The organism is Phenylobacterium sp. T106, assembly GCF_057219735.1.
Genome location: NZ_JBXVWA010000002.1, coordinates 494,676 through 517,148, shown reverse-complemented (window position 1 = coordinate 517,148; position 22,473 = coordinate 494,676). Strand labels below are relative to the sequence as shown.

General features: G+C 71.9%; 23 protein-coding genes. 6 read left to right on the top strand and 17 right to left on the bottom strand.

From position 1 onward, the window contains the following. Nucleotides 1-6 precede the first annotated feature (6 nt). The 6 genes from AC2D8W_RS07180 to pdxH all read right to left on the bottom strand — a co-directional run bounded on the left by AC2D8W_RS07180 (nucleotide 7) and on the right by pdxH (nucleotide 6,535). A complete protein-coding gene (locus AC2D8W_RS07180; protein WP_484670959.1) occupies nucleotides 7-675 on the bottom strand; it encodes a PEPxxWA-CTERM sorting domain-containing protein in 669 nt (222 codons plus the stop codon). 294 nt (nucleotides 676-969) lie between these two features. Beyond that, nucleotides 970-2,004, bottom strand: a complete 1,035-nt coding sequence (locus AC2D8W_RS07175) for an alpha/beta hydrolase family protein (protein WP_484670958.1) — start codon at nucleotides 2,002-2,004, stop codon at nucleotides 970-972. Then, nucleotides 2,001-2,537, bottom strand: a complete 537-nt coding sequence (locus AC2D8W_RS07170; protein ID WP_484670957.1) for a GNAT family N-acetyltransferase — start codon at nucleotides 2,535-2,537, stop codon at nucleotides 2,001-2,003. Before AC2D8W_RS07170 ends, AC2D8W_RS07175 begins: the two co-directional genes overlap by 4 nt. 58 nt (nucleotides 2,538-2,595) lie before the next feature. Then, complete coding sequence (locus AC2D8W_RS07165; RefSeq protein ID WP_484670956.1) at nucleotides 2,596-4,242, bottom strand: long-chain-fatty-acid--CoA ligase; 1,647 nt, start codon at nucleotides 4,240-4,242, stop codon at nucleotides 2,596-2,598. A gap of 134 nt (nucleotides 4,243-4,376) precedes the next feature. Next, nucleotides 4,377-5,873 (bottom strand): bifunctional aminoglycoside phosphotransferase/ATP-binding protein, encoded by a 1,497-nt coding sequence (locus AC2D8W_RS07160; RefSeq protein ID WP_484670955.1) that lies wholly within the window; start codon nucleotides 5,871-5,873, stop codon nucleotides 4,377-4,379. Further along, on the bottom strand, nucleotides 5,870-6,535 hold the full coding sequence (pdxH, locus tag AC2D8W_RS07155; RefSeq protein WP_484670954.1) for a pyridoxamine 5'-phosphate oxidase: 666 nt from the start codon (nucleotides 6,533-6,535) through the stop codon (nucleotides 5,870-5,872). The genes AC2D8W_RS07160 and pdxH overlap by 4 nt, the downstream gene beginning before the upstream one ends. A 91-nt stretch (nucleotides 6,536-6,626) precedes the next feature. Between pdxH and AC2D8W_RS07150 the strand changes: the two genes are divergently transcribed. Next, complete coding sequence (locus tag AC2D8W_RS07150; protein WP_484670953.1) at nucleotides 6,627-7,313, top strand: DnaJ domain-containing protein; 687 nt, start codon at nucleotides 6,627-6,629, stop codon at nucleotides 7,311-7,313. Between the two features lie 56 nt (nucleotides 7,314-7,369). Further along, complete coding sequence (locus AC2D8W_RS07145; protein ID WP_484670952.1) at nucleotides 7,370-8,446, top strand: alpha/beta hydrolase family protein; 1,077 nt, start codon at nucleotides 7,370-7,372, stop codon at nucleotides 8,444-8,446. Between the two features lie 19 nt (nucleotides 8,447-8,465). Here the strand turns inward: AC2D8W_RS07145 and AC2D8W_RS07140 are convergent, their stop codons facing one another. The 4 genes from AC2D8W_RS07140 to AC2D8W_RS07125 form a co-directional block, all read right to left on the bottom strand. Then, complete coding sequence (locus AC2D8W_RS07140) at nucleotides 8,466-9,080, bottom strand: GNAT family N-acetyltransferase (protein WP_293481706.1); 615 nt, start codon at nucleotides 9,078-9,080, stop codon at nucleotides 8,466-8,468. Next, nucleotides 9,077-9,580, bottom strand: coding sequence for a GNAT family N-acetyltransferase (locus AC2D8W_RS07135; RefSeq protein ID WP_293481704.1), 504 nt, complete (start codon nucleotides 9,578-9,580; stop codon nucleotides 9,077-9,079). Before AC2D8W_RS07135 ends, AC2D8W_RS07140 begins: the two co-directional genes overlap by 4 nt. Nucleotide 9,581: 1 nt before the next feature. Continuing rightward, nucleotides 9,582-10,358 (bottom strand): enoyl-CoA hydratase-related protein, encoded by a 777-nt coding sequence (locus tag AC2D8W_RS07130; RefSeq protein ID WP_293481702.1) that lies wholly within the window; start codon nucleotides 10,356-10,358, stop codon nucleotides 9,582-9,584. Nucleotides 10,359-10,504: 146 nt separating this feature from the next. Further along, on the bottom strand, nucleotides 10,505-11,587 hold the full coding sequence (locus AC2D8W_RS07125) for an MBL fold metallo-hydrolase (RefSeq protein ID WP_484670951.1): 1,083 nt from the start codon (nucleotides 11,585-11,587) through the stop codon (nucleotides 10,505-10,507). A gap of 164 nt (nucleotides 11,588-11,751) precedes the next feature. Between AC2D8W_RS07125 and AC2D8W_RS07120 the strand changes: the two genes are divergently transcribed. Together AC2D8W_RS07120 and AC2D8W_RS07115 are read left to right on the top strand one after the other, a co-directional pair. After that, nucleotides 11,752-12,687, top strand: a complete 936-nt coding sequence (locus AC2D8W_RS07120) for a tetratricopeptide repeat protein (protein ID WP_484670950.1) — start codon at nucleotides 11,752-11,754, stop codon at nucleotides 12,685-12,687. A 265-nt stretch (nucleotides 12,688-12,952) separates the two neighbouring features. Further along, nucleotides 12,953-13,354, top strand: coding sequence for a YciI family protein (locus AC2D8W_RS07115; protein WP_484670949.1), 402 nt, complete (start codon nucleotides 12,953-12,955; stop codon nucleotides 13,352-13,354). Here AC2D8W_RS07115 and AC2D8W_RS07110 read toward each other — a convergent pair. Continuing rightward, complete coding sequence (locus tag AC2D8W_RS07110) at nucleotides 13,344-14,303, bottom strand: phytanoyl-CoA dioxygenase family protein (RefSeq protein WP_484670948.1); 960 nt, start codon at nucleotides 14,301-14,303, stop codon at nucleotides 13,344-13,346. The genes AC2D8W_RS07115 and AC2D8W_RS07110 overlap by 11 nt on opposite strands. A 109-nt stretch (nucleotides 14,304-14,412) precedes the next feature. Between AC2D8W_RS07110 and AC2D8W_RS07105 the strand changes: the two genes are divergently transcribed. Continuing rightward, nucleotides 14,413-14,850 carry a septal ring lytic transglycosylase RlpA family protein gene (locus AC2D8W_RS07105; RefSeq protein WP_484670947.1) on the top strand — a complete coding sequence of 146 codons (438 nt, stop codon included), beginning with the start codon at nucleotides 14,413-14,415 and terminating at the stop codon, nucleotides 14,848-14,850. A 126-nt stretch (nucleotides 14,851-14,976) separates the two neighbouring features. On the opposite strand, the gene metH is transcribed toward AC2D8W_RS07105, so the two are convergent. Genes metH through AC2D8W_RS07080 form a run of 5 tightly spaced genes read right to left on the bottom strand, consistent with a single transcriptional unit; the run spans nucleotide 14,977 to nucleotide 21,179 of the window. Next, nucleotides 14,977-17,628: a methionine synthase gene (gene metH, locus AC2D8W_RS07100; RefSeq protein ID WP_484670946.1), complete on the bottom strand. Its 2,652-nt coding sequence runs from the start codon at nucleotides 17,626-17,628 to the stop codon at nucleotides 14,977-14,979. Between the two features lie 9 nt (nucleotides 17,629-17,637). Beyond that, complete coding sequence (locus tag AC2D8W_RS07095; protein ID WP_484670945.1) at nucleotides 17,638-18,189, bottom strand: pyridoxamine 5'-phosphate oxidase family protein; 552 nt, start codon at nucleotides 18,187-18,189, stop codon at nucleotides 17,638-17,640. Further along, entirely contained in the window at nucleotides 18,182-19,261 is a 1,080-nt protein-coding gene (locus AC2D8W_RS07090; protein WP_484670944.1) for a homocysteine S-methyltransferase family protein, read from the bottom strand. The genes AC2D8W_RS07095 and AC2D8W_RS07090 overlap by 8 nt, the downstream gene beginning before the upstream one ends. Next, the gene (gene metF, locus AC2D8W_RS07085) at nucleotides 19,258-20,211 is read right to left on the bottom strand and encodes a methylenetetrahydrofolate reductase [NAD(P)H] (protein WP_293481680.1); all 954 of its coding nucleotides are present in this window, start codon (nucleotides 20,209-20,211) and stop codon (nucleotides 19,258-19,260) included. The genes AC2D8W_RS07090 and metF overlap by 4 nt, the downstream gene beginning before the upstream one ends. Beyond that, entirely contained in the window at nucleotides 20,208-21,179 is a 972-nt protein-coding gene (locus AC2D8W_RS07080; RefSeq protein WP_484670943.1) for an ArsR/SmtB family transcription factor, read from the bottom strand. Before AC2D8W_RS07080 ends, metF begins: the two co-directional genes overlap by 4 nt. 86 nt (nucleotides 21,180-21,265) lie before the next feature. Here AC2D8W_RS07080 and AC2D8W_RS07075 point away from each other — a divergent pair, with 86 nt between their 5' ends. Further along, nucleotides 21,266-21,799, top strand: coding sequence for a P-loop NTPase family protein (locus tag AC2D8W_RS07075; RefSeq protein WP_484670942.1), 534 nt, complete (start codon nucleotides 21,266-21,268; stop codon nucleotides 21,797-21,799). A 60-nt stretch (nucleotides 21,800-21,859) separates the two neighbouring features. Here AC2D8W_RS07075 and AC2D8W_RS07070 read toward each other — a convergent pair whose 3' ends face one another. After that, entirely contained in the window at nucleotides 21,860-22,462 is a 603-nt protein-coding gene (locus AC2D8W_RS07070; protein ID WP_484670941.1) for a type 1 glutamine amidotransferase domain-containing protein, read from the bottom strand. Nucleotides 22,463-22,473: the final 11 nt, after the last annotated feature.

Sequence of the window (22,473 nt, the reverse complement as noted above, 5' to 3'; positions counted from 1 at the left end):
CGGCCGTCAGGCCGCGACGGCCCGGCGCCGCCGCAGCGAGGCGCCGGCCAGGCCGAAACCGCCGATCATCAGCGCCCAGGTCGCCGGCTCGGGGACCACCCCGCCACCGTCGCCCGTGTAGGTGAAGATCACCTTCTCGTAGTCGCTCGAGCTGTTGAGGAAGTCGATGGCGCCGATCCGCCAGCCGCCGTTCATGGCGCCGCCGCCGGTGTGCCAGCACAGGCGCTGGTTCACGGTCGGACCGGTGCCGAACGAGGTGCTGTGCTGGATGTCGCAGCTGTTGAGCGAGACGGACGAGCCACCCGGCGCGAAGCCCCAGGAGTAGTTGTCGCTGAAGTACCACTCCACGCCGTTGGCGTTGTGCGTGGTGTTGCTGCCGCCCGTGTTGAACGTCACGTCGGACGTGGCCGCCTGGGCCAGGACCAACAGCGTATCGCTGCCCGTGGCGCGACCGGCCAGCATCAGCCGCGAGCCGGCCGAGCACCCGCCGAGGATCGAGCCGATCGACGTGCCGTTGGCGCCGTAGGCCTCTGAATAGCATTCGCTCCAGCCGCCGCCGACGACGGTGGATTCGTTCACGTTGTTCTGCACGCCGAACGGCAGATAGTCGGCCGCCTGCGCCGCGGACGAGATCGCCGCGAGCCCCGCGGCGATGGCCAAAGCCTTGAACTTCACTGGATTACCCCCTGTCTCACCCCAATCCGAGCTTACTTCGCGATCAACGTTCGCAGAATTCAGTTCTCCCAATGGGGGAAATTGCCGCGGACGCGCACGCCTGAGAGGCAACTATTGCGCCAGCGTTCAGGTCCGGCCCGGCGGGTCGACGTGCTGGTGGCGGGTGGGGCGTGCGCGGGATTCGCGCACCCCGCCTTTATCCCCCGGGAGCTTGCTGCGGCCTCGCCTCCCTGAAGAGCAAAGGTCGGCGCCAAGCCGACGAGGGCCGCATCGGTGGGCAGGGGCTCCGGCCGCCTAGGGGGTGGTCGCGAGCGAATCTAGCCAGCCGAAGATTCGGCGCACGAGTGGAATGCGCACTTTCACGATCGTTGCGACAGGCCCCTCGCCGTCCAGTTCGAGGGTGTGGCCGACGCCCGGGATCTGGATGATCTCGTAGGGCTTGCCCGCGGCCTTGAGCGCCCGCAGCCGCGAAAGGCTCAAGGGAACCGGCGCGTTCCTGTCCAGCCGGGGGTCGCCGTAGATCCACAGCACCGGCGCGTCCAGCCGCGCCAGCCTGGGCCTGGGGTCGAAGTCGAGCACGGTGCGTTCCCAGAGCCGATGCGGATCTTCCGGGGGGCGCGCCCGGCCCTCGGGATAGACGGCGGTGAACCAGGGCGCCGAGCGCTCGGACTCGACGGCCGCGGCCAGCGCCTCGTATCCCCGGCCCGTCCGGGTCACCTCGTGGTCGAGGCGCAGCAGCCCCACGGCCCGCCCCGCGTCCGCGTCCGTGAAGCCCAGGTGGCGGACCATGGCGCGGCGCCCATCAAGCCGGTCCTCCGCCAGCGTCGCCACCGAAGCGGAGATCATGATCAGGAACGCCGGCGGGTCCCCCCGGCTCGCGGCCTCGGAGACCACCCAGGCGCCCTGGCTCGCGCCGAGGTAGCCGACGCGTCGCGGATCGACGCCGTCCTGCGACTGCACGAACCGGAATGCGGCCGCCGCGTCGCCGGCCAGGTCGTCGAAGCTGAACCTGTCCCAGGCGTCCGCTGCACCGTCCGACCCGCCGACCCCGCGCTTGTCGTAGGCGAGGGCCGCATAGCCGTGACTCGCCAGGACCCACGCATAGGGCAGCATCGACTTGCGGCTGGTCTGACCGGACCCGTGGACCAGCACCACGCCGGGCGACGGGTGTCCGAAGCGCGGCGTCAGCAGCGTGCCGCGAAGGACCAGATCCCCGCTGCGGAAGGCCACCTGCCGCTCGACGATGGAGAATCGGACCCACCCGGCCGCGGCCGCCGCCAGCGCCGCGAGCGCGAGCAGCGCGAAGGCGGTCCACCTCGCCACCCTCACGGCGCGGCCCTCCGCGCCAGCGCCTTCTCCAGCACCAGGAACTTGAGGTCATCGCGCGTGGGCCACCCGAAACGGGCGTCGCCGTAAGGGAACGGCTTTTCCTCGCCCGACGGCGCGTAGCCGCGGCGGCCGTACCAGGCGATCAGCTCGTCGCGCTGACGCAGCACCGACATCTGCATGCGCGCGCCGCCGCGGGCCGTCGCCCAGGCCTCGGCCGCGCCCAGGATCTCGCGCCCCAGGCCGCCGTCCTGCCGCGCGGGGTCCACCGTCAGCATCGACAGGTACCAGACGCCGTCGCCGTGATCGTCCAGCCGCACGTGCCCCACCCGTGCGCCCGCGCCGTCGCGGGCCACCAGCAGCACCGCGCCGGGCGCGGCGAGATCCTCGGCGAGGAGCGAGGCGTCGATCCGCTGGCCCGCCACCAGCGACTCCACCTTCCAGCCGGTCTGGCCCTCGGCCTGGCGATACGCACGGTTGGTCAGCGCGATGACCTCCCCGTGCTCTTCGGTCGTGGCCTCGGTCAGTCGGATCATCCTGGAGCCCCGCCCCTCCCGGCGAAGGCCGGGATCCAGATGCCCACGCAGGTCGGCGCTAGGCCTTTTCCGCCACCTGCGCGGTCGGCAGGACGTAGTCCTTCATCTGTTCGCGGATCAGCTTCTTGTCGATCTTGCCGGTCGCGCCCAGCGGGATGTTCTCGACGAAGACCACGTCGTCGGGGGTCCACCACTTGGCGATCTTGCCCTCCAGGAACTTCAGATAGTCGTCCTTGGTGGCGGTCTCGCCCGGCTTCAGCTGCACCAGCAGCACGGGCCGCTCGTCCCACTTGGGATGATAGGCGCCGATCACCGCGGCGTTGGCCGCCGTGGGGTGGCCCACCGCGATGTTCTCGATCTCGATGGTCGAGATCCACTCGCCGCCGGACTTGATGACGTCCTTGGCCCGGTCCGTGATCTGCATGTAGCCGTCGCCGTCGATGGTGGCGACGTCGCCGGTGTCGAAGAAGCCCTCGTCGTCGAGGATCTGGCCGCCTTCGCCCTTGAAGTAGCTGCCGACGATGAAGGGGCCCTTCACCATCAGCCGGCCGAACGTGGCGCCGTCGTGCGCGATGCGCTTGCCCGCGTCGTCCTCGAGCTTCATGTCCACGCCCACCGGCGGGCGGCCCTGCTTCAGCTTGTAGCGGAGCTGGTCCTCGGCGCTCATGGCCGCGACCTTGGCGTTGGGCGCCGAGAGCGTGCCCAGCGGCGACATCTCGGTCATGCCCCAGGCGTGGGTCACGTCCACCCCGTGCTCGTCGCGGAAGCCGCGGACGATCGCCTCCGGAACCGCCGAGCCGCCGATCACCACGCGCTTCAGCGTGGAGAGCTTGCCGCCGGTGGCGCGCAGGTGCTGCAGCAGGCCCAGCCAGACGGTGGGCACGGCCGCCGAGAACGTCACGCCCTCGCTTTCCAGCAGTTCGTGCACCGACGGGCCGTCCAGCTTCTGCCCGGGCATCACCATCTTGCAGCCCGCCGCGGCGCACGAGAACGCCAGGCCCCAGGCGTTGGCGTGGAACATCGGCACGACCGGCAGCACCGTGTCGCGCGCCGAGAGCCCCATGACGTCGACGCCCAGCGTGACCAGCGTGTGCAGGAAGTTCGACCGGTGCGAATAAAGGACGCCCTTCGGGTTGCCCGTCGTGCCCGAGGTGTAGCAGAGGCTGGAGGCGGTGTTCTCGTCGAAGCCGCCCCACGCGCAGTCGGCCGACGCGCCGTCGACCAGGTCCTCGAAGCACAGCGCGCCCGGCAGGTTCACGCCCTTCATGCCCTCGCGGTCGGTCATCACCACGATGTGCTCCACGCACGGCATCTTGGCCCGGTTCTCGGCCAGGATCGGCACGAAGGTCAGGTCGGTGAAGATGATCCGGTCTTCGGCGTGGTTGATGATGTAGCAGAGCTGCTCGGCGAAGAGCCGCGGATTGAGCGTGTGGCAGACGGCCCCGATGCCCATGATCCCGTACCAGGCTTCGATGTGCCGTCCGGTGTTCCAGGCCAGGGTGCCGATCCGGTCGCCGACCTGCACGCCCAGGCCCTTCAGCGCGTTCGACAGCCGCTTGGCGCGGGCGTGCACCTCGGCCCAGTTGCTGCGCACGATCGGCCCCTCGACGGACCGGCTGACGATCTCGCGGTCCCCGTGCCAGGCCTTGGCGTGATCGAGGATCCGATCGACGGTCATCGGCCAGTTCTGCATCAGGCCCAACATGCAAGCGTCTCCCGACTTATCGTTCGTAAGTTACTGAGCACGCTTAGTGAGCGGATGCGCGTTCCGCAACGGCCCTGCGCTCCGCGGCGCGGACGCGGCCTCGACCACCAACCCGGCGCCGACGCGCCGCCGGGTCAGCCCGCGAGCCACGCCCGCGCGGCGGCGCCCTTCTCCGCATCGGTGTTCACGCGCGGCCAGGCGAGATCCTGCGCGGCCAGCCGCGCCGCCTGGTCGTGCAGCACCTCGACCGTGGCGTCCGAGGCGTCGCCCTCGCGGCCCGCCACCCGCGCCTCCAGCACCGCCAAGGGGGCGTCCAGCCAGGCCGGGCGGAACGGGACGCCGCATGCGGAGGCCAGCGCCTCGGCGCGGGCCCGCAGCGCCGGGTCCAGGAAGGTCGCGTCCAGCACCACGGCGCGGCCGGCCCTGAGCAGGGCGCGGGCGCTCTCGAACAGGGTGTCGTAGGTGCGGGCGTAGTGCTCGGGCGCGTAGGCCTCCGGCGGCAGCCGATCCGTGGGCGCCACGCCCGCAAGACGCTTCCTCACCTCGTCGGTCCGCAGGATCACCGCGCCCGGGGACGCGCCCAGCGCCGGCGCGATCGCGCGGGCGAACCTCGACTTGCCCGACCCCGACAGGCCGCCCACCGCGGCGAGCACCGGCGGCGGCGGCGACAGGTGGGCGATGGCCGCCTCCACATAGGCGCGGCCCGTCGCCGCGTCGTTCGAATGCGCCATCACGTGCGCCCGGACCCCGGCCCGCACCGACAGCATCAGCGGCAGGGCCGCCAGGCCGTCCCAGATCTCGGCGGGGAAGCTGCGCGCCGCCTCGTCGAGGTAGCCCGAGAGCGCCCGCACCGCCGCGTCGCGACGGTCGCGGAAATCCAGGTCCATCAGCAGGAAGGCCAGGTCGTACAGGACGTCCAGGTCCGACAGCAGGTCGTTGAACTCGATGCAGTCGAACAGCACCGGCCGGCCGTTCTCCAGCAGGATGTTCCCGAGGTGCAGGTCGCCGTGGCAGCGGCGGGAGAAGCCGGTCGCCGCGCGGTGGGCCAGCAGCGCCGCCTGCGCCTCCAGCGCAGCCTCGGTCGCCTCGACCATCACCTCGACCCGGGCCTGGTCCAGGTTCGGGCAGGTCTCGCGCAGCAGCTGCGCGTTCGAGCCGACGGTGAACGAGAGCGCCGTGAGCCCGCCCGCGGGCCGCAGGGGCGCGGCGGCGTGGAAGCCGGCGATGGTCCGGCCGAGCCCTTCCGCGAGGTCGCCGTCAACCGCCTCGGGCTTGGCCGAGAGCACCCCGCGCTCGTCGAACCGGCGCATCTCCAGCACGTGCTCGACGGTCTCGCCGGCGCCGTCGATGGCGAAGCCTCCGCCCGGCTCGCGAGTGACCCGGCGCACGGCGCGATAGATGTCCGGCGCAGTGGCCCGGTTGAACTCCAGCTCGCGGTCCAGCGCCCACTTGCGCCGTTCGGGCGTCGAGAAGTCGGCGTACCCCAGGTCGGCGTGGCGCTTGATCTTCCAGGCCGCGTCGGGGGCCAGGAACACGTGGGCGCAGGCCGTGTCGATGGTCCGCTGCGTGCGCCCGGCGAACCAGGCCATCAGCTCGGCTTCCAGCCCGGTCGGGGCGTCGAAGGCGCTCAAGGGAACAGTCGGCGCGTGGTCCAGCCGCCTTCGGCCCTGTCGAACACCAGCCGCTCGTGCAGCCGGAACGGCCGGTCGCGCCAGAACTCGATCGTCTGCGGCTCCACCCGGAACCCCGACCAGTGCGGCGGCCGCGGGACCTTGCCCAGGCCGAAGCGCAGGCCCACCTCGGCGATCCGCTTCTCCAGCGCCAGCCGGTCGGGCAGCGTCCGCGACTGGTCCGAGGCCCAGGCGCCCAGCTGGGCCGGCCGCGCCCGCGTGGCGAAATAGGCGTCGGCCTCGGCGTCGGTGGTCCGCGAGACGGCCCCGCGCACCCGCACCTGCCGGCGCAGCGACTTCCAGTGGAACAGCAGCGCCGCCTGCGGATTGGCGGCCAGCTCCTGGCCCTTGGCGCTGCCCAGGTTGGTGTAGAAGACGAAGCCCGCCGGATCGACGTCCTTCAGCAGGACCATCCGCACGTCGGGCAGGCCATCGGCGTCGGCGGTCGCCAGCGCCATGGCGTTGGCGTCGTTCGGCTCCTTCTGGAGCGCCTCGGCGAACCACTCCTGGAAGAGCGCGAGGGGGTCCGCTTCGCTGAGCAGCGGCGGCGGTTCGGCGGCGGTCACCTGCCGGACATAGTCGTCCTCGCTGGGCGACGGCGGGATGAGCGTCTTGTCGGTCACGCTCGCCCTATAGCGCGAGGCGCAAGCCCCTTGCGAGCGCTTAACCCGCCTTAACGGAGCGTTGAGGTCGTTCACCTTAATCTCGCCGCTCATGACTCGGCCGATGCCCGAGATGTCGATGAGGGACGCCCGCGAGGTGCTGGGCGTGACCTCCGCCGCGACGCCGGCGGAGGTGCGGCAGGCCTTCCGCGAGGCCGCCCGACGCGCCCATCCCGACGCCGGCGGCGACGCCGGAGCCTTCCGCCAGGTGGTCGACGCCTACCAGCGCCTGCAGAATCCCGAGACCTTCACCGCCCCACCCGTCCGACCGCGGCCCACCCCGGACCCCGACCTCGAGATCTGCCCCAGGCTCGCCCTGGAAGGCGGCGACGTGGACCATCGCTTCCCGGACGGACGGATCATCCGCATCAGCCTGCCGCCGGGCCTGCGATCGGGCGACAAGGTGCTGGCCGGCGGCGCCGAGCTCTGCGTCTACATCCGCGCCCACGACGGCGTGCTGGTCCGCGGCGACGACCTCTGGCTCACCGCCAAGGTGTCGGCCGCCACCCTGAAGAAGGGTGGGCGCATCACGCTGGAGACCCCGCTCGGTCCGCGCAGCGTCTGGATCGACCGCAAGGCCGCCGAGCGCGGTCTCGTCCGGCTCGAGGACGAGGGGCTCCCCGCCCGCGGCCGCCGCCCGAAGGGGCACATGCTCATCCGCCTGACCGCCGCCCCCGGCCTCGCCGACAGCGCCGCCATGGCGCTCCTACGGCGCTTCGCCGCCGCCTGGGCCGCCTAGCCCCGCCCGTGACGGCGGGATTCCGCTCGGCTACTCCAGGGCGTGCGGAGGGCGCGATGAGGACGATTCTGCTGGCCGTGCTGGCCTCCCTGTGGGCGACGGCCGCCCTCGCCTACCCGGTGGGCGAGCGCCACTTCCAGACGACCCAGCCGACAGCGCCGCTGCGCGACGCGCAGCACAGGGACGCCCTCCGCATCACCGTCTGGTATCCGGCGAACGACCTGACGCCCGAGGAGGACATCCTCATCGGCCCCCCGGAGAACCCGCTGTTCTACGTGGGAGAAGCGGCCCCGAACGCGGGCTTCGCCGACGACCGCCGGCGGCCTGTGATCCTGTTCTCGCACGGGTTCGGCGGCGCCGCGCGGATGATGGGCTGGTTCGGGACGGTTATGGCCGCGCAGGGGTACATCGTCATCGCCGTCGACCACCCCGGCAACAATGGCGTCGATCCGATGACCGTCGCCGGGGCGGCCCTCTTCTGGGAGCGGCCGGGCGACCTCGCCACGGCGCTCGCCCGCGTCCGCCAGGACCCGGAGCTCGGCCGCCGCCTCGACCTGGCGAAGGTGGGCGTCGCGGGCTTTTCCGCCGGCGGCTTCACCAGCCTCGTCGCCGCCGGCGCGCGGGTGGACGTCTCGCGTTTCAAGGCCTTCTGCCGGGAGCGGCCCAGCGACGGCGTCTGCAGGCCGCAGAAGGAGCTTCCGACCCTCACGATCGACCAGGCCGTGGCCTTCCTCGAAAGCCCCGAAGCGAAGGCGGCCGTGGAGCGCGCCGCCGGCGACCTGAGCGTGCCCGAGGTCCGCGCCGCCTTCGCCATGGCGCCCGCGATCGTCCAGGCGCTCGACCAGCCCAGCCTGCAGAGCCTGCGCATTCCCGTCGCCATCGTGGTGGGCGACGCCGACGAGGTCGCGCCGCCGAACACCAACGGCAGCTACGCCGCGCGGATGATCCCCGGCGCCCGCCTGAAGGTCCTCCCCGGCGTCGGCCACTACGACTTCCTGTCCCGCTGCACGCCCGCCGGAGAGGCGGCGGTCAGGGACCTCTGCGCGGTCGGCGTCCCGCGCAGCCAGACCCACCGCGCCGCGATCGAACAGGCCCTGATCCACTTCGGCCGCGCGTTCGGGCCGCCGCCCTAGCGGCCTGGCGGGTCGCTCTTCAGAGCACGTGGCGCCGGCGCCACTGGTCGCGGGTCATCTCCCAGTAGACCGAGCGGCGGATCGTGCCGTCGGGCCGCACGGCGTCGCGCTCGCCCATCCGGACGAAGCCGGCCGCGTCGATGCCCTTCTGGACGCGCAGGTTGTCCAGCGCCGCCGTCAGGCACATCAGCCGCACGCCCAGCGTCTCGAAGATCCACCCGAACATCCGCGCCATGCCCGCGCTGCCCGTGCCGCTGTTCTGCAGGTCGGCCCGCACGCCGCCCGCCAGTTCCGCCGAGGCGTGCTCGGGCCACACGGCCACGTGCGAGTAGCCCGCCACCTGCCCGGCCTCGTCCAGGTTGACGATCAGCAGCGCCTCGCCGGCCTGCATGCGCGCCTGGTTCTCCGCCACCCAGCGGGTGACGCTCTCCGGCGTCACGGGCTTCGGCAGGTCGTAGATCCAGCCCGACACGCGCTCGTCCGCGAGCAGGGCCACCAGGCCCGGCACGTGCTTCATCTCGGCCCGCTCGCGCCGGCCCGGCAGCGCCGCCACGTCGGCGGTCCGCACGGCCTGCCGGATGGCCTCGGCCTCCTCGCGGGAGGCGTGGATGACGGTCTTCGGGGGCGCGCTCACGAGGCCGCCAGGCGCTCGAGCGCCGCGCCGTCCAGCCGGCGCACGGTCCAGTCGGTCATCGCGCCCGCGCCCAGCGAATCGTAGAAGGCGATCGAGGGCGCGTTCCAGTTCAGCACCGCCCATTCCAGCCGCCCCAGGTCGGCCTCCATGCAGCGCTGCGCCAGGCGGCGCAGGAGCGCCTTGCCGGCGCCGACGCCGCGGGCCTCGGGCCGCACGAACAGGTCTTCCAGGTAGATCCCGGCCCGGCCCCGGAATGTCGAGTAGTTGTAGAACCACAGCGCGAAGCCCACCGCCTGGCCCTGATGCTCGGCGATGTCGCAGAAGCACCGCGGGTTCTCCCCGAACAGGTCCCGGCGGATGTCGGCCTCGGTGGCCTCCACCTCGTGCAGCAGCCGCTCGTACTCGGCCAGATCGCGGATGAACTGCAGGATCAGCGGCGTGTCGGCCACGGTGGCGACCCGCACCTTCACCGCCGGCCTCGCGCCGGACGCGTCGGCCACGTCAGGAGACCTTGCCGAAGTCAGGCGCGCGCTTCTCGCGGAAGGCGGCAAAGGCCTCGCGGGCCTCCGGGCTCTTCAGCTGGTTGGTGAAGTGGCCGCCCTCCTCCTGGATGCGGTCCAGGTAGGCCTGGGCGTCCCGCATCAGCGCCTTGGTGATGGCCACCGAGGCCGGCGGCTTGGCGGCGATGGCGTCGGCGGCGGCCCGGGCCCGCGCCCGCAGCTCGGCCGCGGGAACCACCGCATTGGCGATCCCCCAGGCCTCGGCCTTGCGCGCGTCCACCGCCTCGCCCAGCACGAACATCGAGAACGCCCGCGCGTGCCCGATCCGCGTGGGCAGCAGCATCGACGAGGCCGCCTCGGGCACCAGCGCCAGGTTCACGAACGGCGTCGTCAGCAGCGCGTCCTCGGCCAGGAACACCAGGTCGCAGTGCAGCAGCATGGTCGTGCCCACGCCCACCGCGCGGCCGTTCACGGCGGCGACGATCGGCGTCTTCGCCCGGGCCAGCGCCATGATCAGCGCGCTGCCGCCGCGCCGCTCGCCCGCCGGCGTCTCGCCCGAGTTCACGGCCGCGAAGGCGCCGAGGTCGTTGCCGGCGGTGAACATGTCGCCGTTCGCCTGGATCAGGATGCAGCGCACCGACGGGTCGTCGCCGGACGCGTCGATCGCGTCCCCCAGCGCCGCGTACATCTCGCCCGTCAGCGCGTTCTTCTTGTCGGGCCGGTTCAGCGTGAGCGTCAGCACGCCGCCGGACTTGTCGACGATCACATGTTCGGTCATGGCGGTCCTCCCGGAAGCGTGGCCGCGCACGCTAGCGACCCGCGCCCCCCAAGCCAACATCCGGCAGGTCCGGGTCATCACGGGCGCAGCGCTCGCCGGAGCGCGGAGGGCCGGAACGACGGAGCCGGGCGTGACCCGAAAGTGGCTCAGGCCGCCGCGCGGTACCAGTCCACGCCGGACGCGTCGCGCTCGCGCACGACCTGGCCGCGGCTCATCAGGCAGTTGAGGTGAGCCAGGCTCTCGCCCGTGGCCATGCCCAGCAGATATTCGTCGATCCGTCGGCGGAACAGGACGTGGAAGACGTCGACGGCCCGCTTCGGCTCCTTCAGCAGGTCGAGCAGGCGCGTCAGCCCCCGCTCGTGGCCGCCCACCAAGTGGTCGATCCGCGCGTGCAGGCCGCGGAACGGGTCGTTGTGCGCCGGCAGCACCAGCACGTCGTCCGGCACCTGGCTCTTGATCCGCTTCAGCGAGGTCAGCCAGTCGGTCAGAGGGTCGCCGTCCGGCTCGGTGGGGAAGACCGACACGTTCGAGGAGATCTTCGGCAGCACCTGGTCGCCCGAGATCATCAGCTTGAGGTCGGGACAGTAGAGGCAGGCGTGCTCGGGACTGTGGCCCGAGCCCACCACCACGCGCCAGAGGTGGTCGCCGATGCGGATCTCGTCGCCGTCGTTCAGCCGGTGGAAGCTGTCGGGCAGCGCGTAGAGCCCCCGGCCGAAGCCGCCGAACTTTGCGCGGTAGTTCTCCAGCGCCTCCTCGTCCCAGCCCGCCGCCCGGAAGAAGCGGATGGCGTCCTCGGGGGCCTCGCGCCCCGTGTCCGCCGCCAGCGAGCGGCAGGTGATGTACTCCAGCCGCGTGATCCACAGCCGCGCGTCGAACTTGCGCGTGAGGTAGCCGGACATGCCGATATGGTCCGGGTGCATGTGGGTCACGAACACCCGGGTCACCGGCCGGCCCTCCAGCGGCCCCTTGAGCGCCGACCGCCACGCGTTGCGGGTCTCGAGCCCGCTGATGCCCGTGTCGGCGATCGCCCAGCCGGGACGCCCGTCGGCGAAGTGGTCCTCGATCGCCCAGACGTTGATCCAGGCCAGCGCGCCGCCCAGCGGCATCCGCAGCCACTTCACGCCCGGGGCGATGTCCACCGCCTCGCCCAGCTTGGGCGCGTGTTCGAACGGATAGGTCAGCTTCGGTCTGTGGCTTTCCCAGGCCGCTTGTTCGATCCCGTCGCGCAACGCCAAGGCTCCCACTGCTGCAGCGCGCATTATCCGGCGGCGCCCCTGCGGAGGGCAACCATTCCGTCCGCGACGTCGGCGTGGACGCGCCCTTCACCCGCCCGTTATCCTCCACGCGGAAGGCGCGTCAGGCGCCGGGACGCAACCTGGGGGGTGTTTGCGCCATGACCACCTCACGCCGCAAGGCGGCGAACCGCACGCCGCTGTTCGTCTTCGGCGGCCTGGCCGTCGCGGCCCTCGCGGGCGGCGCCCTCTGGATCATGAAGGACGTCGAGCGCGCCCGCCGGGAGGCCGAGGCGGCGGCCCGGATCGTCCCGACCCTTCCGGCCGGTCGCCTGCAACTCGTCAGCTCCACCATGCAGGAAGCCGTCTACGTCTCGCTCGATGACGTCCGCCGGACCGCCGACGGGGCCGTGTCGGCCACGGTCCTGAAGGTGGGCCGCAAGCCGGACGGCGTCGAGGGCTCGGCGCTGCTGACCCGCCGCGAGAGCGTCGATTGCGGCGCGCGGCGCATCTACGAGGGACGCATCGGCGCGTTCGACGCCGAAGGCCGGCTGAAGACCGCGACCAACGGCTACCCCGGCGGCCGTCCCGCCGACCCCGGCGACTACGAGGTCCCGGTCCTGTGCGAGCAGGCGAAGGGTCGGATCGTCGCCACCTGGCGGCAGGCCCAGCGCGAGGTGCAGGCCCTGCCCGAGGCCGTGGCGGCCCGCGCCGAGGCCGACCGGCGCGACGCCGACGCCTGGGCCTGGCTCTGCGCGGCCGGCGTGCGCAACCGGTGGCGGAGCCGCACGCCCGCCGACTGCGCGCATGCGCTGACGCTGCGCCCCGACGACCACGCCACGCGGCTCGACCGGGCGTACATCCTGCTCAAGATCGGGCGAAGGGCCGAATCCGACGCCGAGTTCGCGCGCGTGCTCGCCGCCGATCCGAAGAACGCCACCGCCCTCTACGGGCGAAGCCTCAGCCACGCCCTGCGCGGCGACGAGGGCGCCAGCCGCCGTGACCGGGGCGCCGCGCTGGACCTGGACGAGGACGTGCCGAACTGGGTGGCCCAGACCTACGACCTGCAGGTCAGCCGCGAGTACCGCGTCCGCTGAGCGGGCGGGCGGGCAAGCTTGACCATGATCAATTCGCGGGGCCGCGCCCGCCGCTAGTCCTTCCGCCGAAGCAGAAGGAGAGCCCCATGCCGACGGAAGTCGTTCCCATCATCGGCGGCATCGTCGCGATGTTCGTCACCTTCATGGTCGTCCTCGGCGGCGTCAGCCTCTGGACCGGCCAGGGCAAGTAGGACCTTTCCGCCGCGCATTTGTCGGGAATCGGGGTCCATCGTGCGTCCTCCGGGACGCATGAGAAGGGAGCCCGATGCTCTACGCGCTGCTGGCCTACCATGAGGAACACGTCGTCCAGGCGATGGACGAGGCGGCCGACAACGCCCTGATGGCGGACCTCGAGGCCGTCCACGGCCGGTGGACGGCCGCCGGGACCCTGGGGCCGGCCGCCCGCCTGGGCGCGACCACGCGCGCCGCCACCGTTCGGGGGCAAGGGCGCGGCTTCGTCACGGACGGCCCCTTCGCGGAGACCAAGGAGGCCCTGCTGGGCTTCTACGTCGTCGAGGCCGAGAGCCTCCCGGCCGCCGCCGAGCTCGCCCGCGACCTGAAGGCCGCCAATCCCAGCGCCGCCTACGAGGTCCGCCCGATCGTGCTCTTCCGGCCGGGCGCCCCCTTCCCCCTGACCGACGCCGGCCTGGGCGACGTCAGGCCGTAGCCGGCGGCTTCAGGGCCTCGGCGGCCTCGCGCCGCTTCCGCGCCGCCGCGCGCACCGCGTCCAGCAGCTCGGCCCCGCCCAGGCTGCCCTCGGCGTCCGCCTGCGCGCCGCCCAGCGCGTACTCCGGCGGCACGGTCTCGGGGCCTTCGCCCGGCGGCAGCGGCGGGGTGTAGTAGCCCAGGGCGTAGTTGCTCATCGCGTAGCCGACCAGGGCCGCCAGCTCGGGCTCCAGCCCCGCGGCGACCTGCGGCGGGCACGAGAGGTACATGTTCTCCTCCTGACGCAGCCAGCCCAGCGAATAGGTGATGTTCAGGCCCCAGCGGTCGCCGCCGCCGTCGCCCGGATCGTCCAGGACGTTCGCGCCGCCCGCGTGGAACACGGTGCCGGTGTAGACCAGCACCGATCCCTTGCGCATCGTCGCGCGCCCGATCTCCTCCGGGGCCGCCACGCGGTCGTCCGGCCAGACCTGCGAGCCCGGGCACACCTGGGTCGCCCCGTTCGCCTCGGTGAAGTCGGTCAGGGCCCAGATGGTGTTGAGCTGCGGCTCGATGGCCAGCGGCAGGTGCTGGCCCCACGCCCAGCGGTCGCGGTGGATCGCCTGTCCCGGCTGGCCCGGCATGATCCGGATCAGCTGCGCCAGGTGCAGGTGATAGCGGTGGCAGTTCGGCTTCAGCAGGGCGTCGCACTGCGCCAGGATCCGAGGGTCCATCACCAGCGGCCGGATGCGGGGCGAACGCGCCACCAGCGCCCCGGTGCGCGTCGTGCGCGCCCCGGTGAAGCTGTCCCGGCCCGGCGGCGTCGCGTCCACGTACGGCTTCAGCTCGGCCACCAGCGCGTCCACGGCGGCGGCAGGCAGCGCGTCGTCCAGGATCAGGGCCCCGTCGCGCGCCAGAACGGCGAAGACGTCGTCGGCCGGCGCATCGGCCGGAAGGTGGGTGAGCTGGGGCATCGCGCGTCCTCCTCGGCATGATCCTGCCTCATCCGAGGCCGCGGCGGGAGGCCCCTCGTGGCGTTTCGCGGAACGCGGATCGTCCGGCCGGCTGGCGCGTTGGGGCTCCATGCCCCGCCTCACGGCCCTCGCCGCGCTGCCGCTGGCCCTCGCGATCGCCGCCTGCGGGCAGACGTCGGCCCCGAGCGGAACGGAGAGCGGACCGGAGCCGGCGCGCGCGGCCGACGCCGCGGCGCCCGGCCCCGTGCAGGTGGGCGAGGCCTCCTACTACGCGTCCGAACTCGCCGGGCGGCCGACGGCCAGCGGCGAGCCGCTGAAGCCCGAGGCCATGACCGCCGCCAGCCGGTCGCTGCCGCTGGGCACGGACGCCAGGGTGACCAACACCGAGACGGGCCGCTCGGTCGTCGTGGAGGTCAACGACCGCGGGCCCTATGCGAAGAACCGGATCATCGACGTCACGCCCAAGGCCGCCGAGCGCCTCGGCATGAAGACCGAAGGCGCGGCCAGGGTCGTCGTCCAGCCGCTTCCCGCCGACGCCGTCCCCTGAGCGGCGGATCGCGCGGGCCGTCGGCGGGCTACCGGAGGAACGTCGCCGCCACGTAGGCCGCCAGCAGCAGCCCCAGCACGATGATGATCGCCCGGCCCGCCAGCCTGTTGCGCGATGCTGGCTCCATCAGGCCGGCTCATAGTTGAGGATCGGAGCCAGCCAGCGCTCGGCCGTGGCCAGGTCCCAGCCCTTGCGGCGGGCGTAGTCGGCGACCTGGTCCTTCTCGATCCGCCCGACGCCGAAGTAGTGCGCTTCGGGATGGGCGAAGTAGAGGCCGCTCACCGCCGCGGGCGGGTTCATGGCGAAGCTCTCGGTCAGCTCGATCCCCGTGGCCGAGGTGGCGTCCAGCAGGCGGAACAGCGTGGCCTTCTCGGTGTGGTCGGGCTGGGCCGGATAGCCGGGCGCCGGGCGGATGCCGCGGTACTGCTCGGCCACCAGGGCGTCGATGTCGAACGGCTCGTCCGGCGCATAGCCCCAGAGTTCGGTGCGCACGCGCCGGTGCAGCGCCTCGGCGAAGGCCTCGGCCAGGCGGTCGGCCAGCGCCGTGAACAGGATGGCCGAATAGTCGTCGCCCGCGTCCTTGAACGCCTTGGCCTGGGCCAGCTCGCCATGGCCGGCGGTGACCGCGAAGCCGCCGATCCAGTCGGGCCGCGTCCCCACCGGGGCGACGAAGTCGGAGAGCGCCACGTTGCGCTGGTCGCCCGACTTCAGCATCTGCTGGCGCAGCGTGTGCAGCCGGGCGAGCTCGGTGCTGCGGCCCTCGTCGGCGTACACCACCACGTCGTCCCCGTCGGCGTTCGCCGGCCAGAAGCCCACCACGCCGCGCGCCTCCAGCAGGCCCTCCTGGACGATACGGTCCAGCATCCGGCGCGCATCGGCGTAGAGGTCGCTGGCGGCCTTGCCCACCACGTCGTCCTCCAGGATCGCCGGGAAGCGGCCCACCAGCTCCCAGCTCGCGAAGAAGGGCGTCCAGTCGATGTGGCGCACCAGCTCGCCCAGGTCGTAGGGCGCGAAGGTCCGCGTCCCCAGGAAGGCCGGCTTCGGCGCGGAATAGGCGCTCCAGTCCGGCGTGTAGGCGTTGTCCCGCGCCTCCTGGATCGTCGCCCGGGCGCGGGCGCCCTGGCCGCGCGCGAACTGCTCGCGCACCTTCTCGTAGTCGGCGGCGGTGTCGGCGAGGAACCGCGTCTTCTCGGTGGGCGACAGCAGGTTCGAGACCACGCCCACCGCCCGGCTGGCGTCCAGCACATAGGTGGTCGACCCCGACGGATACCGCGGCGAGATCTTCACCGCCGTGTGGGTCTTCGAGGTCGTCGCGCCGCCGATCAGCAGCGGCATGGTCATGCCCCGGCGCTCCATCTCGGAGGCCACGAACACCATCTCGTCCAGGCTGGGCGTGATCAGGCCCGAGAGGCCGACGATGTCGACCTTGTGCTTCTCGGCCTCGTCGAGGATCCGGTCGGCCGGGACCATCACGCCCAGGTCGATGACCTCGTAGTTGTTGCACTGCAGGACCACGCCCACGATGTTCTTGCCGATGTCGTGGACGTCGCCCTTGACGGTCGCCATCAGGATGCGGCCCGCCTGCTCGCGCGGCTTGCCCTCCTTCTCGGCCTCCATGAAGGGCATCAGGTAGGCCACGGCCTGCTTCATCACCCGCGCCGACTTCACCACCTGCGGCAGGAACATCTTGCCCGCGCCGAACAGGTCGCCGACGACGTTCATCCCGTCCATCAGCGGGCCTTCGATGACGTGCAGCGGGCGCTCGGCCGCCTGGCGCGCCTCTTCGGTGTCGGCCTCGATGAACTCGGTGATGCCGTGCACCAGGGCGTGGCTGAGCCGCCCCGCCACCGGCTGCTCGCGCCAGGTCAGGTCGGGCCCCTTGGCCTCGGACTTGCCGCCCTTGTACTTGGGGGCCAGCTCGACCAGCCGCTCGGTGTTGCTGACGTCGGGCAGGCGCTGCGGACGGTTCAGGATCACGTCCTCCACCGCCTCCCGCAGCTCGGCGGGGATGTCGTCGTAGACCGGCAGGTCGCCGGCGTTGACGATGCCCATGTCCATGCCCGCGGCGATCGCGTGGTACAGGAACACCGAGTGGATCGCGCGCCGAACCGGCTCGTTGCCGCGGAACGAGAAGCTGACGTTCGACACGCCGCCCGAGATCCGCGCGTACGGACACTGCGTCTTGATCCGCCGCGTCGCCTCGATGAAGTCGACCGCGTAGTTGTCGTGCTCCTCGATCCCCGTAGCGACGGCGAAGATGTTGGGGTCGAAGATGATGTCCTCGGGCGGGAAACCCACCTTCTCCACCAGGAGATCGTAGGCCCGCTTGCAGATCTCGACCTTGCGGTCGGCGGTGTCGGCCTGGCCCACCTCGTCGAAGGCCATCACCACCACGGCGGCGCCGTAGCGCAGGCACGCGCGCGCCTGCTCCAGGAACTTGGCCTCGCCCTCCTTCAGGCTGATCGAGTTCACGATGGCCTTGCCCTGGACGCACTTCAGGCCGGCCTCGATGACCTCCCACTTCGAGGAGTCGATCATCACCGGCACGCGGGCGATGTCGGGCTCGGCGGCGACCAGGTTCAGGAACGTCCGCATGGCCGCCTCGGAGTCGAGCAGGCCCTCGTCCATGTTGACGTCGATGACCTGTGCGCCCGCCTCGACCTGCTGGCGCGCGACGCTCAGCGCCTCGGGATAGTTCCCCTCCGCCACGAGCTTGCGGAATTTCGCCGAGCCGGTGACGTTCGTCCGCTCGCCGACGTTGATGAAGGTGGGGCGCATGAGACTCGACTAGTTGGGGCGCGTCAGGGCCGGAAGGCCATCGATCGAAAAGGCGTTGGCCTCGTAGCGGCGCTCGGCCCATTCGTCGAACGGGCGATGGTCCACGTGGCGGCGGAGTTGCTCGCGCTCGGACTTGAACTCGAAAACCGGGACGCCCCAGCCGCAGCTGTCGGCGACCCGCGTGACATCGACCACGATCACGGCGCGCGCCCGCTCGAACCCCGGGAACAGGGCCTTCAACTCGGCGAAACCGGGCTCCTCGAAGGCCACGACGCGCCCCTGGCCGTAGAGCCGCAGGATGTTGGCCGGGCCCTCGAGGGCGCAGAACATCAGGGTGATGCGGCCGTTCTCGCGCACATGGGCCAGCGTCTCGGCGCCCGAGCCCCCGAGGTCGAGATAGGCGACGGTGCGCTCGTTGATCACGGCCAGGCTGTCGTACCCCTTGGGCGAGACATTGACCGAGCCTTGGGCCGACAGCGGCGCCGTGGCGACGAAGAACATCTTCTGTGCCTTGATGAAGGCGATGAGCCGGTCGTCGAGCCGTTCGTAGACGCTAGCCATCAGCCAACTCGAAGGGCTCCAGGCCCGCCAGCCGCATGGCCTTCGGCCGTTCCGGCACGGCGCGCGGCTTCAGGCCCCTGACGGCGTCGGCCACGTGGCGGATGTGGTCGGGCGTCGTGCCGCAGCAGCCGCCCAGGATGTTGACCAGCCCGTGCTCGGCCCATTCGTGCAGCTGGTGGCCCGTCTGGTGGGGCTCCTCGTCGTACTCGCCCATGGCGTTCGGCAGCCCGGCGTTCGGATAGGCCGACACCAGCGTGTCCGCCACCCGGGCCAGCTCGGCGATGTGCGGCCGCATCAGGTCGGCGCCCAGGGCGCAGTTCAGGCCGATGGCGAACGGCTTGGCGTGGCGCACCGAGTTCCAGAACGCCTCGACCGTCTGGCCCGACAGCGTCCGGCCCGAGCGGTCAGTGATGGTCCCGGAGATCCAGATCGGCAGCGGCTCGTAGCCCTCGTCCTGCAGGTCCAGGATCGCCTTGATCGCGGCCTTGCAGTTCAGCGTGTCGGTGATCGTCTCCACCAGGAACATGTCCACGCCGCCCTCGTGCAGCGCGCGCACCTGCTTGGCGTAGGCCTCGTAGACCTGGTCGAAGGTCACCTTGCGCGCGCCCGGGTCGTTCACGTCGGAGCTCATGGACAGCATCACCGGCAGGGGCCCGATCGAGCCCGCGACGAACCGCGGCTTCCCCGGCTCCCTGGCGGTCCACCGGTCGGCGACCTCGCGGGCGATCCTGGCGCCTTCGAGGTTGATGTCGCGCACCGCGGCCTCCATCCCGTACTCGGCCTGGCCGATCGAGGTGGCCGAGAAGGTGTTGGTCTCCGAGATGTCGGCGCCGGCGGCGAAGTACTGGTCGTGCAGGTCGGCGACGATGTCGGGCCGGGTCACGCACAGGAGGTCGTTGTTGCCCTTCAGCTGCCCCGGCGCGGCCTTGAAGCGCTCGCCGCGGTAGTCGGCCTCGTCCAGGCCGCGCTTCTGGATCATGACGCCCCACGAGCCGTCCAGGATCAGCACCCGCTCGCGGGCGGCGGCCTTCAGGGCCGCGATGCGGTCGGATCTCGAGACGGGGGACGTCATGCGGCGGCTTCCTTGGGTTCGGCCGGGGGCGCCTCGCGCACGCCCAGGACCCGGCAGATCGCATAGACCAGGTCGGCGCGGTTCAGCGTGTAGAAGTGGAAGTCATTGAAGCCCTCCTCGGCGAGGCGGGCGCACATCTCCGACGCCACCGAGGCGGCCACCAGCTTCCGGGTCTCGGGGTCGGCGTCCAGGCCCTCGAAGTGGTTGGCCAGCCAGGCGGGGATCTCCACCCCGATCCGGGCCGACATGTTGGCCAGCCCCTCGAAGCTCGAGACGGGCATGATCCCGGGCAGGATCGGAACCTCGACGCCGGCGCGCCGGATGCGGTCGACGAACCTCAGGTAGCCGTCGATGTCGAAGAAGAAGTTGGTGATCGCGCGCGTGGCGCCGGCGTCCACCTTGGCCTTCAGCACCTCGATGTCGTGCTCGACGGACGGGCTCTCGGGGTGGATCTGCGGATAGACGCCCACGCTGACCTCGAAGTCGGCGATGGCCCGGATCCCCGCCGTCAGCTCGGTGGCGTTCTGGTAGCCGTCCGCCCGCGGCGTGTAGGCGCCGCCGAGCGAGCCGGGCGGATCACCGCGCAAGGCCACGATGTGGCGGATGCCGGCGTCCCAATAGTCGCGGATCACCTCGTCCACCTCGGCCCGGCTGGCCTCGACGCACGTCAGGTGCGCGGCGGGCTTCAGCGTCGTCTCCTTCAGGATGCGGACGACCGTGCGGTGCGTGCGCTCGCGGGTGGAGCCGCCGGCGCCGTAGGTCACCGAGACGAACTCGGGGTTCAGGGGCTCGAGCCGGCGGATCGCCTCCCACAGGCTCTCCTCGCTCTTCGGCCCCTTCGGCGGGGAGAACTCGAACGAGACCCGCGGGCGCGGGCCGATGCCGGCGCCGGCGCGCGCCACGGGCCCCAGCGCCGTCCCGTCGGTGCGTCTGCGGTTCGGGATGATCATGCGGCGCTCCGCAGCTGGGTGGGCGCGCGGCGGGCGGCCCAGATCTTCACGGTCAGCCCGTCGGCCCGGTTGGGCGGCAGGGCGGTCAGGTCGGTGTTCGGCAGGTCGGCCTCGGCCAGCCAGCGGCCCATCTCTTCGTCGGAAAATCCTAACCGGCGGTGTTGATGCTGCTCGCGCAGGAACTCGTGCTTATGGGGCGCGAAGTCGACGATGATCAGCTTGCCGCCCGGGGCCACCAGCCGGCCCGCCTCCTTCACCGCCGAGGCCGGATCGCCCAGGTAATGGAGCACCTGGTGGACGACCACGAGGTCGGCCGAATGCTCGGGAAGCCGGGTGTCCAGGATGTCGCCGTGGCGCAGCTCGACGTTGGCCAGGCCCGCCTCGGCCACGTTGCGGCGCGCGATGTTCAGCATCTGCTGCGACAGGTCCAGGCCGATCGCCTGCTCGGCCTGCGGCGCCAGCAGGGTCAGCATCCGCCCGGTGCCGCTGCCCAGGTCGACCAGGCGGCGCAGGCGGCCGCGGCCGGCCGCCTTCAGCACCCGCGCCTCGACGTCGGCGTCCGACACGTACAGCGACCGGATCTCGTCCCAGCGGGCGGCGTTCTCGGCGAAGTAGCCCTGCGCGGCCTCCGCGCGCTCGTCCTGCACGTCGTGCAGCTTGCGCAGGTCGCGCGCCAGGCCCGGATCGTCGGGGTTGACCCGCGCCAGCACCTCGCCGATCACTTCGCGTTGCCGGCCCGAGCCGGCCAGGCGGTAGAAAACCCAGGCCCCGTCCGGGAACCGTTCGACCAGCCCGGCCTCGCCCAGCAGCTTCAGGTGCCGCGACACGCGCGGCTGGCTCTGGTCGAGGACGCGGCACAGCTCGAGCACCGCCAGCTCCTCGCGCTCGAGCAGCGCCAGGATGCGGAGCCGGGTCGGTTCGCCCGCAGCGCGGAGCACGTCGACCGTCTGTTTCGCCGAGAGCAGCATCGCACATAAAGATATCTTTATATGTGATCGGGTCAAGCCTTGTCGCGCGCCCAGGCCCAGGCTACGCGTGGCGGCGGGAGGTCGGGATGCGGCGCGTCCTCGTGATCGGCAACTCGGGCGGCGGCAAGTCGACCCTGGCGCGCCGGCTGGGCGCGAAGCTGGGCCTGCCCGTCATCCACCTCGACGTGCTGTTCTGGAAGCCGGGCTGGGTCGAAAGCGACGACGCCGAGTTCGAGGCCCGGATCGCGGCGTACCAGCAGGAAGACGCCTGGATCGCCGACGGCAACTTCGGCGGCTCGTGGAGGCTGCGCATGCCCGCCGCCGACACCATCGTCTGGATCGACCAGCCTGTCTGGCTGTGCCTCGTTCGCGCGATCCGGCGCGTGTTCCAGTACCGCGACGGCTCACGGCCCGACATGGCCGAGGGCTGCCGCGAGAAGATCGACCTCAAGTTCTACGGCTTCATCCTGACCTACAACCGCAAGGTCCGCCCGCGCCTGGAGCGCGCCCTCGCCGACCACGGCGCCCACGCCCGCCTCGTGCGCCTGCGCAGCGATCGCGAAATCGAAGCCTTCCTTCAGACCCCGGCTTCGCCGCCAGAGCAACACCGGGTCCTATAGACTCCGCGCCACCCAGCCGAGCCGCCGCGCCGTCGCCCCGACCAGCGGACGCGCAGGCTTCTAGATTCGCGCCGCCTCGACGGTGTCGCCGCTCGGCGGCTGGTCGCGGTTCGCGGCGCGGGCTTCGGCGAAGGCCTCGATCATCCGGGCGCAGAACGCCGGCAGGTCGTCGGGCTTGCGGGACGTGACCAGCCCCTGGTCCACCACCACCTCCTGGTCCACCCATTCGGCGCCGGCGTTGCGCAGGTCGGTCTTCAGCGACGGCCAGGACGTCACACGCCGCCCGTCGACGCCGCCGGCGTCGATCAGCGTCCACGGTCCGTGGCAGATCGCGGCGATCGGCTTGTCGGCGTCCACGAAGGCCCGGACGAAGGCGATGGCCTCCTCGGAGAGCCGCAGCTGGTCGGGATTGATCACCCCGCCCGGCAGCACCAGCCCGTCGTAGTCCTCGGGGCTGGCCTGCGACAGCCCGCGGTCGACCGGGACCGTCCCGCCCTTGTCGTGATGCCGGTAGCCCTGGATCTCGCCATCCTTCGGCGAGACGACCTCGGGCAGCGCGCCGGCGTCGCGCAGCGCCTCCAGCGGCCGGGTGAGTTCGACCTCTTCGAAGCCGTCGGTCGCGAGGATCGCGATGCGGCAGCCTTCAAGGCGGGTTTCGGCCATGGGGAATCTCC